Raw genomic sequence first — 14,846 nt, 5'->3', positions numbered from 1 at the left:
AAAGACCCCGGTCAGAATGGCTCTGGCCGGGGTCTTCTTATTGCAATCGTGGGTGCGTTATTTGGCGACCACATAGATCCGCTTGTCACCATATTCAACAAAAGCAGGTTGCTGTTTTTGCATCGTCTCATTGATAAGCGCCAGAAAAACCTTGCCAAGCTCAAGCTGGCTATTGTGCTTTTCCTGTGTCACCTGACTGACAGATAGCCCATGGGCCTCCATCTCCTCGTTCCGTCGCCAATCACTTTTCAGATCTTTGTTGTAGATGAACCAAGAAGGAGAAGCGTTAAAGACACTGCCCGAATGCACTTTGCTCGGATCGGTCACATGCAACTCGGCCCCGACCTGCTCGACAAAATAGTGGACCGCTTGTTTAACCAAAGGCCATCGGTCCGCATAATCATCCCCAGCCAGAATACCGCCCTGTTTCAGTTTGGGCAGCCAGTCAAAAAAGGTTTTGCCTCCCTGCTCACCGGTATGAGCGTAACCATCGATATAGATGAAATCAAAATGATCATCAGGGAACAAGTCCAGCGCATCGTCAAAGCTCATTTTCAGCAACGAATAATTGGCATCCATCCCAACGGTCAAAAGAGCCTTTTTATATTCGGCCATATCATGGTGATCAGAATATAGATCGACGCCAAACCCTTTGCTGAGCTTGCCACTCTGCATCATATTTGCAGAAAACCCACCGGCAGCCACACCAAGCTCTATGCCCACATTGTCGGTCCCATCGAGCAATTCAACGATAGAAAACCGGTCCATATCCTCTACAATAATGGTCATAGCAATCTCCGGTACGGGCGGGGTAGCGAACCCTTGCAGATGCTCGCTCCCGAATCAGCTTTGAGATGATGGTAGTGACACCGCCATCCCCTGTCCAGATATTGCCCCAAACCCCAAACGCATACCATTTGGCTCGCACTGCGCAGATTGCATAAGTTAAAACTGTCTTAACCAACAAGCCGGTAACATAGCCAGTGAATCCCTGACTCACTTTTTAGCGGCACAAAGGCCTCGGCAGCATATGCAAGACGAACGCTCTCCTTTTCAAAAACTGGCTGACCTGTTATCGGGGCTCGAACCAGAGACGGCTGCAGATCAACAACCGATCGACCTGACCTTGGGCGAACCGCGCCACGCGTTCCCGGACTTTGTGCCCGATATCATCGCGCAGCATGCTGAAAAATTCCGCCGGTATCCCCCCATGCGCGGCAGCGATGAGTTCCGCCATAGCGTCGAAGACTGGCTGAATATGCGCTATGCGCTTGGGGATTTGCCCTTGGCCGAAAAAAACATCCTGCCACTCAACGGCACCCGTGAAGGGCTATTTCATGCCGTGATTGGTGCGCGCGACTGGGCACGACAACAGTTTGGCAAAAACACCAGCAACGCCGCCGTTTTGTTACCCAATCCCTTCTACCACACCTATATCGGCGCAGCCCGCGCCATTGATGCCGAGCCGGTCTTCCTGAATGGGTCTGCCGAATCGGGTTTCTTGCCTGATCTGGAGGATTTGGCAACCCAAACCGAGCTGCTGGATCGCACCATCGCCTTCTATTACGCCTCGCCATCCAACCCTCAGGGCAGCGTTGCTGACATTGCAACATGGAAAAAACTGATCGCCTTGGCGCGCAAACATGATTTTTTGGTTTTCGCTGACGAGTGCTATTCCGAGCTCTATCGAGACACCCCGCCACCGGGTATTTTGCAGGCGTGTGAGGGGAATTTGAGCCATGTTGTGACCTTCCATTCTTTGTCAAAGCGCTCAAATCTTGCTGGCTTGCGCTGTGGCTTTGCTGCAGGGGATGGCGCGTTTCTGACCCATTGGACCAAATATCGCAATTTGGTTGCGCCGCAAGTGTCGATGCCGTTGCTCGCAGCGGGCGCTGCGGCCTTCCGTGACGAAGCCCACGTCATTGAAAACCGCCGTCTCTATAACGAAAAATTTGATGCCGCCAACCGTATTTTGGGCAAAAAGCTGCCCCATGAGACACCGCCAGCAGGATTCTTTCTGTGGCTGGATGTCAGCGCCTTTGGCGATGATGTCTCGGTTACAAAAAAGCTCTGGCAGGAGGTTGGCTTGCGCGTGCTTCCCGGCTCTTATTTAGCCCGAACAGACAAATCGGGTGTCAATCCCGGAGACGGCTTCCTGCGCATTGCAATGGTTGCCGATCTGGCCGAGACACAAGAAGCTCTGACGCGATTGCGCCACTGCCTGATCGGGTAACCAAGGCCGGTTGGCAATCGACCAAAACGCCTGACAGTCCATTTGTCGGGAGGACCGCACAGAATTTGGACGCATTGAACTTGCAGGCATCTGTTGGCTCAGGTTGAATTGGAAATGAAGCAGTCATGACCGCATTCGATGAATATGAAACCGTACATCATGAAGGCCGCGCCATGAGGAATCGGAACAAAGACGGCGCCCTACGCCAAGCTTTGCGTCGCAACACTTATGCAGCCATGGGGCTGCTTGGCCTGCTTGTATGTACGGCAATTGCGGCCAGCCTCATCACATGGCATGTGGCAGACCCCTCTCTGTCGAACGCCACCGAACTGAATCCACGCAATATTCTTGGCCTGCCCGGAGCAATGATTTCCGATTTGCTCATTCAAGGCTTCGGTCTCGGATGTGCCTTTTTGCTCATTCCACCTGTCGTCTGGTTGTGGCGGCTGACCCGCTTGCAGCCAATGCGCATGAGCCGCCAGAAAATCATGGCATGGCTTGGTGGTCTCGGAGCCATAGCCATCGCTTTTTCCTCCATTCCTGCGCCGACGAGCTGGCCACTACCTCTCAGCCTCGGCGGCATGATTGGAGATGGCTTCCTTTCGCTCATCGAGCGCATCGATACAAACTTCATGGGCGGGCTTGGTGCCATCATCGTTGGCACTGGCGCGTCGACATTGGGTGCTCTGCTGTTGCTGAATGCATCTGACCTGACCTTGCGAGGACTACTACCCGGTCGCCGCCGCGCACCGGTACAGATTCTAGGCGACACCCCAGATGAGAACGCCTCTTCCTATGAGGAAGAAGAAGACTGGGAAGACGAAGATCCGGACGACGACGTCATTGCAGAAAACTTCGAGGGTGGGCTTGATCGCACCAAAGGTCCAAATGCCAAACGAACCTCTGTCTTTTCCATTCCGCTGGGCGCGCTTTCCCATTGGTTCTTATCTCGAAAGGCCGCCAAACGCCGCCTGAAACAACAAGAACAGCAAACCCTGCGCCAAGCAAAACCGGCCAAACCCTCAATCTTCGGGCGCCTGTTGGGCGAGGAAGATGATGGGCTTGACCAGCTTGCAAACCGGCTGGACCCTCACTTGGACACCGGGCCCGGTCCCCGGCCCAACCGGCAAACCGCGGTTGATATGGGATATGCCGGTCCGCAAGATTTTGCGCCACCCCACGCAGCTGATTATCAGGGCGATCCGGACTATGGCGATATGCCACCTTGGGACGGAGAAGACGGTTACGATGACGACACACCGTTGAATGAACGGGGCCAACCGATGGGCATTGCTCCACCCGAGCTTGATCGCACAACAAACCAGTCGCATCACGCTGCAACCAACGAAACCGCCCAGACCAAACCGGTCGCCACAGCCGCACAAGGCAAGGGCGGCAAGCGCATGGTTAAGGCTGGTCAGGGCAATCTTTTCAGTCGCAAGGAAGTCTATCAATATCCGCCACTGGATGTGTTGGCTGAACCGGAAAGCCTCGGTCCCAATGCAGGTCTAACCGCCGATCAACTTGAGCATAACGCCCGCTTGCTGGAAGGCGTGTTGTCCGATTTCGGCATCCGCGGTGAAATCATCAAGGTGCGCCCCGGCCCTGTTGTCACCCTGTATGAGCTGGAGCCAGCTCCGGGTATTAAATCCTCGCGGGTTATCGGCTTGGCGGACGACATCGCCCGTTCCATGAGCGCCATTTCAGCCCGTGTAGCTGTCGTGCCCGGCCGCAACGCCATCGGCATCGAGCTGCCCAATGCACGCCGCGAAACGGTCTTCTTGCGCGAAATGCTGGCATCCAAGGATTTTGAAAAATCCAAAGCCAAACTGCCTATCTGTCTGGGTAAGAATATTTCTGGCGATCCGGTGGTCGTTGATCTCGCCCGCATGCCACATGTGCTTGTGGCTGGTACCACCGGTTCGGGTAAATCGGTCTCCATCAACACCACCATCCTGTCGCTGCTTTATCGGCATCGGCCAGAAGAATGCCGCTTGATCATGATCGACCCCAAAATGTTGGAACTGTCCATTTATGACGGCATCCCACATCTTTTGACCCCTGTCGTAACCGATCCGGCCAAAGCCGTCGTCGCCCTGAAATGGGCAGTTCGCGAGATGGAACAACGCTACAAAAACATGTCCAAGATGGGCGTGCGTAACATTGATGGTTTCAACAAACGTGTGCGCGATTCACTCGCCAAGGGCGAAAGCGTAACCCGCACCATCCAGACCGGTTTTGACCCGGAAACCGGCGATCCCATCTATGAGGAAGAAGCGCTCAATCTGGAGCCGATGCCCTACATCGTCATCGTTGTTGACGAAATGGCCGATCTGATGATGGTCGCAGGCAAGGACATCGAAGGCGCCATCCAACGCCTCGCCCAGATGGCTCGCGCTGCGGGCATCCATTTGATCATGGCAACCCAACGCCCATCGGTTGATGTTATTACCGGTACGATCAAGGCCAACTTTCCAACCCGTATTTCGTTTCAGGTCACGTCTAAAATCGACAGCCGTACAATTTTGGGCGAAATGGGCGCCGAGCAACTGCTGGGCATGGGTGACATGCTCTATATGGCCGGTGGTGGACGTATTCAACGTGTCCACGGGCCGTTTGTTGCCGATGAAGAGGTTGAAGAAATTGTCAGCCACCTCAAATTGCAAGGCACACCGGATTACCTCGAAGCAGTCACCGCAGACACCGAAGCCGAGCAGGCCGAAGGTGGCGCCAGCGGTAGCAGCGGCGGCAGTGACGCAGAGACCCTTTATGACAAGGCGGTCGACATCGTCATTCGTGACCGCAAGGCCTCGACCAGCTACATTCAGCGCCGCCTTTCCATAGGTTACAACCGCGCAGCAACATTGATCGAACAAATGGAACAAGAAGGCGTCATCAGCGCCGCCAACCATGCTGGCAAAAGAGAGATTCTGGTGCCCGAAGAAGGCTCACCGATGTAGGCGGACCCCAATCAAGCAGAAGAAGGCACTTTCTGCGATCACAAAATGGACAAATCCCCATCGCCATTTTGCCGCAATAGGGCCGTATCTTGAGATGAACACACATTTAAAAGAGCCCTTTTGCGCTTGAGCTCGAAATTCTGAAGGATTTTCCTTATGTACGAAACGCAACGCACTGCCGCGACAAGCCGGACATCAGCAATGAAAACATCACATCACGCCCCCGTCTTTCTCGCCAGCCTGCTTTTGGTGCTTGCGCTTTTGTTCGCTCAAGCCGCGCAGGCCTTGACGGTGGAAGAAAAGACCGCGCTGGATATCATCTCTAAGTCCTTCAACAAGACAAAAACCCTGAATGGCGAGTTTATCCAGACCGCCCCAAGCGGTGACACTTTGCAGGGCTACTTCTTCATCGAGCGCCCCGGCAAAATCCGCTTTTATTATTCCAAACCATCCAACACCGACATTATTTCCGATGGCAAAACGCTGTCTATCGAAGATCGCAAGCTCAAAACACAGGATATCTATCCTCTGTCCAAGACACCATTGAAGGTTCTATTGTCGGACCGCATGGATCTGGCCAATGATAAACGGGTGCGCCAGACGTCCCTTGCTGACGATATCGTCAGTGTGGTGGTGGAACAGGAAAGCCTGTTCGGAGACGGCATTCTGACATTGATTTTTGAGAGAGATTCCTCGCTCCTGCGTCAATGGACCATCCGCGACGCGCAAGGCAATGACACAACGGTCACCGTCTACAATGTGGAGACAGGCCGCCCGATCAAACAATCCTTGTTCAAAATCAAGCGCGACCTGTTTGCTGAAAACAAATAGGCTCCAGCCGCTATCAAGTCCGCTCAATGCACCTGCGCCGTCACAACAGCGCAGGTGTTTTTTGTTTCTGCAAACAAACGGATTAATGCTGCAAGCAGGCTCTAAAATCCTTCCAACACCAATTTTCCGCGTGTCTTGCCACTTTCGAGCATAGCGTGGGCACGCTTCAAATTGCTGGCGTTGATGATACCCAAGCTGTCTGTCGTGGTGGATTTGATTGTGCCGTCTTCCACCAACTGGGCCACTTCATTCAAAATGTCCCCCTGACGCGCCATATCGGGCGTTTCAAACAAGGGGCGTGTAAACATCAACTCCCAATGCAGGGATACAGCTTTCACCTTGAAAGGCATAATGCTCAATTGCTCAGGATCGTCAATCAATCCGAACCGCCCCTGAGGGGCAATCAACTCGGCAATTTGTTCAATATAGCTGCCTGTCTGATTGGTAGAAAAGACGAATCCGGGCTGGCCGATGCCCAGATCCTCAATCTGCGGAGCAAGCGCTTCACTGTGATCAATGACGTGGTGGGCACCGATTTTTTTAACCCAATCCTTGGTCTCGGCCCGAGACGCCGTCGCGATGACCGTCATATCGGTCAAGGCCCGCAGCAACTGGATAGCAATAGACCCAACACCGCCAGCTCCACCAATAATCACCACCGCATTGGCACCACCGGATACCGGCTCATTGACCCGCAGCCGATCAAACAGCATTTCATAGGCGGTCAGGGTGGTCAAAGGCAACGCAGCGGCTTCGGCATCTGTTACCGAATTTGGTTTGCGACCAACGATCCGTTCATCAACAAGATGATATTCTGCATTGGTGCCCGTGCGATTGATCGCGCCTGCATACCAAACCATATCGCCGGGTTTGAAATTTGACACAGCGTCGCCAGTTTCAACCACTTCTCCAACGGCATCCCAACCCAAAACAGCAGGAACATTGCCATCAGCGGGGCGCGTCTGGCGGATTTTATAATCAACGGGGTTTACCGAAACCGCACGCACAGCAACCAGCAAATCACGTCCTGTGGCCTTTGGTTTGTCCAGTTCGATATCGAGCAATGCGTCATCACGGTCGATAGAGCCGGGTGTGTTATATCCAACAGCTTTCATCAATCTATCCTTCACATTCAAGCAATCTTGGTCATTTCATTAACGACAAACTGGTCAACGGCCCCATCTGTGGCAGTCATATAATCTTTCAAATGCGCTGCGCCCATATGCTGCTGCCATAGATCACGGTTTTCCCAATTTTCAAAAAAGACAAAAAAGCCGGGCGTTGCATTGTCGATATGAAGATCATATTGCAAGCACCCTTGCTCGGCGCGGGTGATCGGAACCAGCTTTTCCAATTCGGCACGAACCAGATCTTCTTTTCCTGCTGCTGCTGTTATTTGCGCTACGATTGTCAGTGTCATTGTGTTTTACCTTTGAATTTGTCTCGGTTTGCATTTGTCTCTGTTTGGCTATATGCCTTCTAAGGATAAATATCGCAAGTACGCACATTTTTGGCATATAGGCACATAATGGATACTGTAAAACAAACCGAAGGCACCAACCCGCAAAGATTTTCCCACTATAATTGCAACGAAGGGTGTCCGGTTGAGGCCGCCCTTGAGCAGATCGCGGGCAAATGGAAAGGCTTGATTGTTTTCCATTTGCTGGAAGGAACCTTGCGCTTCAACGAACTGTTACGCCGGACAGGCAACGTCACCCAGCGCAGCCTGACCAAACAACTGCGCGAACTGGAAGCCGACGCGATCGTGCATCGCAAGGTCTTTGCCGTCGTGCCACCCCGCGTCGAGTATAGCCTGACCGAAAAAGGGCAACAATTGCGCGGGGTCATCCAAGCCTTGCATGCTTGGGGATCGACCCATCGCAGGGCACCAACATCGCCCGATGCATGATCCATAGCCCCCTAGAGCTGGCGAGTCAGAGCATTGCGGTGCTTTCTTTGTTACCAGTCCCTGCTATAACGGAAATGACATTCGATTCCCGCCGCCCTTCTGGGCAGCATTGATCACGCCTTTTCCCAAAACTTTTCAAGTAAAGAGTTGCCCGTGCCCATTACCATTGCCACCTGGAACATCAACTCCATCCGCCCCCGCCTGCACCATGTCGAACAGTTCGATTCAGACCGTGCACCAGACATTCTTTGCCTGCAGGAAATCAAGGTTGTCAATGACCAGTTTCCAAGCGCTGCGTTGAAAAAAATGGGCTACGAGCATTTGGCAATCAATGGCCAGAAAAGCTATCACGGCGTCGCAATTCTTTCGCGCATACCCTTCGCCTCGGTCGAGACACGCGGCTTTTGTGAAAAGGGTGATGCCCGCCATGTGGCAGTCACAATCGACACCGATGTTGGACCGATCCGCATTCACAATTTTTATGTTCCGGCAGGTGGCGACATTCCCGACCCCGATGAGAATGACAAATTCCGCCACAAGATGGATTTCCTGACCGAGATGCAAGAATGGCTAACGGGCGAAGAAACCACTGGCGCTGAAATTCTGGTTGGTGACCTCAACATCGCCCCGCATGAAAATGACGTCTGGAACCACAAGCAACTGCTCAAAGTGGTCAGCCACACCCCCGGCGAAGTTGATGCCCTCAATGCCGTACAGGCCGCCGGCCCTTGGCAGGATGTGGTGCGCAATCATATTCCCGTCGAACATCGCCTCTTCAGCTGGTGGAGTTACCGCTCCAAAGATTGGTCAAATGCCGACAAAGGCCGCCGCCTTGACCATATCTGGGCGACCGACGCGATTGCCGATAAAGTGGAGCAAGTCGAGGTCTATCGCGCAGCGCGTGGCTGGGAAAAACCCTCGGATCACGCACCAATCTTGGCAAAATTGAATGCCTCACCAAAATAGCACAGGCTATCCCCCACGCCCCCTTGCAAGCGGGGCACTGATATGATCTAAGGCGCCGCCATGACTGATACACACCAATCTTCAAAGAAAAGCGGCATGGCCGCACGCGACGGGGCCCTGCGCCTCATTCATGCAGTGCTCAGTGACAAATACTTGCTTGATGACGCCTACAGGCATGAAATCACCGAGGGACAGCTGCGACGGCTCAACGGCAACGACCGCGCGTTTGCCAAACGCATTGCCATTACAGTATTGCAGCATCTGGGCGAAATCGACATCGTTCTAAGCCGGTTTATGGATCGGGGCATGCCAAATAAATCAGGCCCGTTGCGCAATATCCTGCGCATTGGCGTGGCCGAATTGCTCTATCTGGACAATCCCGCTCATGCTGTTGTCGACTGCGCCGTCACGCACTATCGCAAGTGGCGCAAATACGCAGGTTTCAAGGGACTGACCAATGCTATCCTGCGGCGGGTGAGCAAAGACGGGGCCAAGGAATTGGCTTCAATCGACCCTGCCAAAGCCAACCTGCCTGACTGGCTTTATCAATCCTGGACCAAGACTTATGGCCTTGCCGCCACCAATGCCATGATGGAACAGTTTCTCAAACCTCTAATCCCGCTTGATCTCACATTGAAGAATGGAGATGACAGCGCACATTGGGCTGAGAAATTAGAAGCCGAAATCATGCCAACCGGCAACCTGCGCATGGCCACCCACGACCGCGTAGACCGCCTTGCTGGCTTTGACGAAGGCGCATGGTGGGTACAGGATGCTGCAGCAACCCTCCCCGTCAAATTGCTCGGAGATGTTACCGGTCAGGATGTGCTTGATCTATGTGCGGCTCCAGGCGGCAAAACCATGCAGTTGGCAGCAAAAGGCGCCAATGTCACAGCGCTAGACCTGTCAACAAAGCGCCTTGAACGCGTGCAGGAAAATCTGGATCGCGTTGGCCTGACCGCAACTTTGGTCACCGGCGATGTGCTCACCCATGAAACAGGCAAAAAATGGCCCTTTATTTTGCTTGATGCCCCCTGTTCGGCGACGGGCACAATCCGCAGGCACCCCGAACTGATCCATCAGCGTGCAGCTCAAGACATCACGCACTTTGCGTCATTGCAGGCCAAAATGTTGAATCGCATTGCCAATCAAGTTGCGCCTGGCGGATTGATCGTCTTCTGTACATGTTCGCTACAAAGCGAAGAAGGGCCTGATCTTATTTCCGATTTCCTCATGCACAATCCCGATTTCGGCATCGAACCAATCGAGCCTGATGAGATTGCTGGCATTGCACCCTTCATTCAAAATGATGGCACGATGAGAACCAGACCGGATCAATGGGGCGAAAAAGGCGGAATGGATGGCTTCTTTGCCATGCGCTTGCGCAAATGTGAGTAGCAGGTCTTTTGTTTGCAAGCCTGAATCAATACCGCTTCATTATAGAGCTTGTTAACCCTTTCTTGATAAAATAGTAACGGTTCGCTTACCAAACTTATGTAACCGACCTGATGAAATGATCTGGTCGGCGAAAAGCGACATCTGATGTCCGGAAGCATCAGTTTAACCGAATTAGGGTGACAATTGCGTGTCAAAGAATTGGCAAAATTTGAGATTGCAGCTGGCAGCATTGGCAAGACGCGCCAAGCGTGTCGGCATTCGGCGTCCAAATTGCCAGGCCCGCTATGTCCCGAGGCTTCCCGAGCGCTTATTGATAGCCCCGCAAGACTTGCGCACCTCTGATCCAACCATAGCCCAAGATATATATGCGGGCCTGTTTGTATTTGCCGGACAAGTCGAAAATTGTGAAGCCCAGTCGCCTTTTCTCATTCGTGCGCCAAGCACCGAATGGTTGCATGAATTGCATGGCTTCCGTTGGTTGAGACATTTGCGCGCATCCGATGCCAGTCTTTCGCGCTCCAATGCACGGGTTTTGGTCGAGGACTGGATCAGCAACTCTTCGAAATTGCCCGCAGAGGCCTGGGCCCTGCCCGTTGTCGCAAACAGGGTCTTCGCTTGGCTCAACAATTCCCCCATCATCCTGCAAAATGCAGATCACGATATATATCGCAGCTTTCTGCGTGCACTCTATTTACAGGTTCGATATTTGCGCGCATCCAATGCTGGAATGCCTGACAACGCCCAAAGGCTGCATGTGCTGATGGCGGAGCTTGCTGGTTGGTTGTGCCTATCTGGCAAGGAGCGCTATGCGCGCTCGGCATCGAAAAAACTGGTTGCGGAACTGGATGCGCAAATTCTCCCTGATGGCGGGCATGTGTCACGCAATCCTCAGGTTATCGTCTCCATATTGCTGGACTTGTTGCCCCTAAGACAGACCTTTTTGTCCCGCGACATGGTGCCCCCAGACGGCATCAACAGAGCCATCGAGCGCATGATGCCCATGCTGCGGTTTTTCCGCCACCCCAGTGGCGATTTTGGCCGATTCAACGGGTCAGGAGCCACACCAGCAGATCAATTGGCCACCATTCTCGCCTATGACGATACCCGAGGTGCGCCGGTTTCCAATGCAACCTTCTCTGGATATCAGCGGATTCAGGCAGAGCAAACCGTCATTCTTATGGATACCGGCCATTGCCCACCGTTGGAACAGTCGGTTCAAGCACACGCCGGGACTTTGTCATTTGAATTGTCCGTCGGCACCTCGGCATTCGTGATCAATTGCGGCGCGCCCTCCAGCCGCCATGCTGGTTGGCGCGAATTGGCGCGCAGCACAGCGGCCCATTCAACCCTGACCGTACAAGATCATTCAACCTGTAGCATTGGCCCCAACCCCTTTGACCTAGGAGGCAGGCCTCTTCTGTGTGAAGCAACCAAAGTGATCTCCGAACGGGCCATGGATCAAGCACAAGAAACGGTCCACGCCAGCCACGATGGCTATGGCCCCCTGTTTGGTATTCAGCATGATCGACAGCTTTGGATGACGATCGATGGCCGTCGCCTAGATGGCCGCGATCAATTGCAATCCATCGGACACGGCATCAAAAAGGGTAAAGACAGTTTTGCCATCCGGTTCCATTTGCATCCCTCGGTTCAAATGGAAAAAGCTGATGATGGTGAACTGATCTATTTGGGCCTGTCCAGTGGGGAAATTTGGAAATTTGCCTCACAGGAAATCGAGCCATCCATTGAGGACAGTGTCTTTCTGTCCGATATTCACGGCATTCAGCCCACCAAACAGCTTGTTCTTTATGGTCATGCCAGCCATGTCCCGACCATACATTGGCACTTCGAGCGGGTCGCATACGCCTGATCCCAAGCTTCTCCTTTAGGGATTTACGCAATTGATGCCCAAAAGGCATCATGATGATGCCAAACCGTACCAAATAGATTGTTCCCCTCAGACCGCAAATATGATACCGCTTGGCTCAGAAAACTCGGATCCACAAGCCGATCCTGAGCGTTGCTTTCACCCCAATTTGCAGGTTGCCCAATGTCCGTAGCTCCTCTTTCCGTGACCGCACCGGAAATAGTTCCAATCAAACGCGCGTTGCTGTCCGTTTCCGATAAATCTGGCATCATCGAATTTGCCAAAGCCTTGGCCGACAAAGGCGTTGAGCTGGTCTCAACGGGTGGCACCTGCAAGGCAATTGCCGATGCAGGCATTGCAGTCAAAGATGTTTCCGAAATCACAGAATTTCCCGAAATCATGGATGGTCGCGTCAAAACCCTGCATCCACGTGTCCACGGCGGCCTTCTTGGTGCCCGCAGCGTTGCAGCCCATACAGACGCTATGAAAGAACACGGTATTCCGGAAATTGACCTGCTGGTTGTCAATCTCTACCCATTTGAGGAAACCATCAAAAAAGGCGCTGATTACGCGACCACCGTTGAAAATATCGATATTGGTGGCCCTGCAATGATCCGCGCATCGGCCAAGAACCATGCCTTTGTCACCACATTGGTGGACCCCGCTGATTATGTGGACTTGTTGGCGCTGATCAATGAACATGGCGGTGTGCCGGTTGAAGCCCGCAAAGGCTATGCAGCCAAAGCCTTCGCCCGCACGGCGGCCTATGACGCCGCCATCTCGGGCTGGTTCGCAGACGCTTTGGCTATTGAGTCCCCCACCTATCGCGCCTTTGGCGGTGAGTTGGCCGAAGTGATGCGCTATGGTGAAAACCCCCACCAAAAAGCGGGCTTCTACAAAACGGCCTCCACCCGCCCCGGCGTCGCCACTGCAACCCAAGTGCAAGGCAAAAAACTTTCCTACAACAACATCAACGACACCGATGCAGCTTTTGAGCTGGTCAGCGAGTTTGATCCGTCCATCACGTCAGCCGTCGCCATCATCAAACATGCCAACCCATGCGGCGTGGCGACGGGCAGCAGCCTGAAAGACGCCTATGAGAAGGCACTGGAATGCGACCCTGTTTCGGCCTTTGGCGGCATTGTAGCATTGAACAAAACCCTTGACGCAGAAGCAGCAACGGAAATCATCAAGATCTTCACCGAAGTCATCATCGCGCCGGACGCCACCGATGATGCCAAGGCACTGATCGCATCCAAAAAAAACCTACGCCTGTTGCTGGCTGGCTCTCTCGCCGATCCGCGCGAAGAAAGCATGACCGTCAAATCGGTCTCCGGTGGTTTGCTGGTTCAGAACCGCGACAATGGCAATATCGACGATCTTGATCTCAAGATCGTCACCAAACGCCAGCCTAGCGAACAGGAACTGGCCGATCTGAAATTTGCCTTCCGCGTCTGCAAGCATGTCAAATCCAACGCCATTGTCTATGTCAAAGACGGCGCAACAGTCGGTGTCGGAGCGGGCCAGATGAGCCGCGTAGATTCGGCCCGCATTGCGGCTCGCAAAGCAGAAGACGCCGCCGAGGCCGCTGGACATCCAGAGCCGCTAACCAACGGCTGCGTTGTCGCATCAGACGCTTTCTTCCCCTTTGCGGATGGTCTCTTGGCCGCAGCAGCGGCTGGCGCCACCGCCGTTATTCAGCCGGGTGGCTCCATGCGGGATCAGGACGTGATCGATGCTGCCGACGAAGCTGGCCTTGCCATGGTCATGACCGGCATGCGCCACTTCCGCCACTAGGCACGGTGCCAGACGACATAAAGAAGCAACAAAAAAGCCCGGGTCAGTATACTGATCCGGGCTTTTTTGAAGCTGGCTGCTTTAGCTTATTTAGGCTCCAACCGAATGGCACCATCCAGACGGATAGCCTCACCATTGAGCATATCATTCTCGACAATATGCTGAACCAGTTTGGCATATTCATCGCCAGTCCCCAAGCGGTTGGGGAAAGGCGTTTTCGCGCCCAGAGACTCCACAACATCGGCAGGCAAACTATCAAACATCGGCGTATGGAATAGCCCCGGCAAAATTGCACAGACCCGAATGCCTTCCCGTGCTAGATCCCGCGCCACCGGCAATGTCAGCCCCACAATACCGCCTTTAGAGGCAGAATAGGCGGCCTGCCCCATTTGCCCGTCAATGGCCGCAACCGACGCGGTGTTGACGATCACACCACGTGTACCATTGTCGTCCAAAGCATCTTGTCCGGCCATGCCGGTCGCACATTTGGAAATCATATGGAAGGTGCCTATCAGATTCACCTCGATCACCTTTGCAAACAAAGACAGATCATGCGCCTTCAAGACTCCGGTTTCACGATCCCGACTGACTGTTTTTTTGCCCGCAACGATGCCCGCACAATTGACCAAAATCGCTTCTTGCCCGTGTGCACTGCGCGCCACTGTGAGAGCCGCATCAACGCTCGCTTCATCGGTCACATCCACGCAGCAGAACAGCCCGCCAATTTCACTGGCGACTTTTTCACCCCGCTCGACATTCATGTCAAACAGAGCCACTTTTGCCCCTTTTGCAGCCAAACGCCGCGCAGTAGCCTCACCAAGGCCAGAAGCACCACCGGTGACAATGGCCGCCTTTGCGGTTTTGATTTCCATTTTGATCCCTCTC

Annotated in this window: 12 protein-coding genes; 8 read left to right on the top strand and 4 right to left on the bottom strand. The window is 53.6% G+C overall.

Features of this window, described 5'->3' with window-relative positions:
* Positions 1–57: 57 nt before the first annotated feature.
* Complete coding sequence (locus tag C0081_RS15925; protein WP_101534804.1) at positions 58–789, bottom strand: class I SAM-dependent methyltransferase; 732 nt, start codon at positions 787–789, stop codon at positions 58–60.
* 241 nt (positions 790–1,030) lie between these two features.
* Here C0081_RS15925 and C0081_RS15920 point away from each other — a divergent pair, with 241 nt between their 5' ends.
* The 3 genes from C0081_RS15920 to C0081_RS15910 all read left to right on the top strand — a co-directional run bounded on the left by C0081_RS15920 (position 1,031) and on the right by C0081_RS15910 (position 6,024).
* Positions 1,031–2,233 (top strand): aminotransferase class I/II-fold pyridoxal phosphate-dependent enzyme, encoded by a 1,203-nt coding sequence (locus C0081_RS15920; protein WP_101534803.1) that lies wholly within the window; start codon positions 1,031–1,033, stop codon positions 2,231–2,233.
* Positions 2,234–2,358: 125 nt separating this feature from the next.
* Complete coding sequence (locus tag C0081_RS15915; protein WP_245417971.1) at positions 2,359–5,193, top strand: DNA translocase FtsK; 2,835 nt, start codon at positions 2,359–2,361, stop codon at positions 5,191–5,193.
* 201 nt (positions 5,194–5,394) lie between these two features.
* Entirely contained in the window at positions 5,395–6,024 is a 630-nt protein-coding gene (locus C0081_RS15910; RefSeq protein WP_180966924.1) for a LolA family protein, read from the top strand.
* A gap of 101 nt (positions 6,025–6,125) precedes the next feature.
* Here the strand turns inward: C0081_RS15910 and C0081_RS15905 are convergent, their stop codons facing one another.
* Together C0081_RS15905 and C0081_RS15900 are read right to left on the bottom strand one after the other, a co-directional pair.
* Complete coding sequence (locus C0081_RS15905; protein ID WP_101534801.1) at positions 6,126–7,139, bottom strand: zinc-binding alcohol dehydrogenase family protein; 1,014 nt, start codon at positions 7,137–7,139, stop codon at positions 6,126–6,128.
* Between the two features lie 17 nt (positions 7,140–7,156).
* Positions 7,157–7,444 (bottom strand): putative quinol monooxygenase, encoded by a 288-nt coding sequence (locus C0081_RS15900; protein WP_101534800.1) that lies wholly within the window; start codon positions 7,442–7,444, stop codon positions 7,157–7,159.
* A 108-nt stretch (positions 7,445–7,552) separates the two neighbouring features.
* On the opposite strand from C0081_RS15900, the gene C0081_RS15895 reads away from it, so the two are divergent.
* From C0081_RS15895 to purH, 5 genes are all read left to right on the top strand, one after another.
* Positions 7,553–7,933 (top strand): winged helix-turn-helix transcriptional regulator, encoded by a 381-nt coding sequence (locus C0081_RS15895; RefSeq protein ID WP_101534799.1) that lies wholly within the window; start codon positions 7,553–7,555, stop codon positions 7,931–7,933.
* A gap of 153 nt (positions 7,934–8,086) precedes the next feature.
* Positions 8,087–8,899 carry an exodeoxyribonuclease III gene (gene xth, locus C0081_RS15890; RefSeq protein ID WP_101534798.1) on the top strand — a complete coding sequence of 271 codons (813 nt, stop codon included), beginning with the start codon at positions 8,087–8,089 and terminating at the stop codon, positions 8,897–8,899.
* A gap of 60 nt (positions 8,900–8,959) precedes the next feature.
* Positions 8,960–10,297, top strand: a complete 1,338-nt coding sequence (locus C0081_RS15885) for an RsmB/NOP family class I SAM-dependent RNA methyltransferase (RefSeq protein ID WP_101534797.1) — start codon at positions 8,960–8,962, stop codon at positions 10,295–10,297.
* A 187-nt stretch (positions 10,298–10,484) separates the two neighbouring features.
* A complete protein-coding gene (locus C0081_RS15880; RefSeq protein ID WP_101534796.1) occupies positions 10,485–12,167 on the top strand; it encodes a heparinase II/III family protein in 1,683 nt (560 codons plus the stop codon).
* Positions 12,168–12,347: 180 nt separating this feature from the next.
* Complete coding sequence (purH, locus tag C0081_RS15875; protein ID WP_101534795.1) at positions 12,348–13,961, top strand: bifunctional phosphoribosylaminoimidazolecarboxamide formyltransferase/IMP cyclohydrolase; 1,614 nt, start codon at positions 12,348–12,350, stop codon at positions 13,959–13,961.
* Positions 13,962–14,047: 86 nt separating this feature from the next.
* Here the strand turns inward: purH and C0081_RS15870 are convergent, their stop codons facing one another.
* Positions 14,048–14,833, bottom strand: a complete 786-nt coding sequence (locus C0081_RS15870; protein ID WP_101534794.1) for an SDR family NAD(P)-dependent oxidoreductase — start codon at positions 14,831–14,833, stop codon at positions 14,048–14,050.
* Between the last annotated feature and the right edge of the window lie 13 nt (positions 14,834–14,846).

Origin of the sequence: Cohaesibacter celericrescens, from assembly GCF_002866925.1 — a bacterium.
Classification (GTDB): domain Bacteria; phylum Pseudomonadota; class Alphaproteobacteria; order Rhizobiales; family Cohaesibacteraceae; genus Cohaesibacter; species Cohaesibacter celericrescens.
This window is presented reverse-complemented; position numbering and strand designations above follow the sequence as displayed.

What these genes read in the sequence shown, in the direction of transcription:
- C0081_RS15925 (WP_101534804.1), bottom strand. Translation starts at nt 789, where the DNA reads ATGACCATTATTGTAGAGGATATGGACCGGTTTTCTATCGTTGAATTG.
- C0081_RS15920 (WP_101534803.1), top strand. Translation starts at nt 1,031, where the DNA reads ATGCAAGACGAACGCTCTCCTTTTCAAAAACTGGCTGACCTGTTATCG.
- C0081_RS15915 (WP_245417971.1), top strand. Translation starts at nt 2,359, where the DNA reads ATGACCGCATTCGATGAATATGAAACCGTACATCATGAAGGCCGCGCC.
- C0081_RS15910 (WP_180966924.1), top strand. Translation starts at nt 5,395, where the DNA reads ATGAAAACATCACATCACGCCCCCGTCTTTCTCGCCAGCCTGCTTTTG.
- C0081_RS15905 (WP_101534801.1), bottom strand. Translation starts at nt 7,139, where the DNA reads ATGAAAGCTGTTGGATATAACACACCCGGCTCTATCGACCGTGATGAC.
- C0081_RS15900 (WP_101534800.1), bottom strand. Translation starts at nt 7,444, where the DNA reads ATGACACTGACAATCGTAGCGCAAATAACAGCAGCAGCAGGAAAAGAA.
- C0081_RS15895 (WP_101534799.1), top strand. Translation starts at nt 7,553, where the DNA reads ATGGATACTGTAAAACAAACCGAAGGCACCAACCCGCAAAGATTTTCC.
- C0081_RS15885 (WP_101534797.1), top strand. Translation starts at nt 8,960, where the DNA reads ATGACTGATACACACCAATCTTCAAAGAAAAGCGGCATGGCCGCACGC.
- purH (WP_101534795.1), top strand. Translation starts at nt 12,348, where the DNA reads ATGTCCGTAGCTCCTCTTTCCGTGACCGCACCGGAAATAGTTCCAATC.
- C0081_RS15870 (WP_101534794.1), bottom strand. Translation starts at nt 14,833, where the DNA reads ATGGAAATCAAAACCGCAAAGGCGGCCATTGTCACCGGTGGTGCTTCT.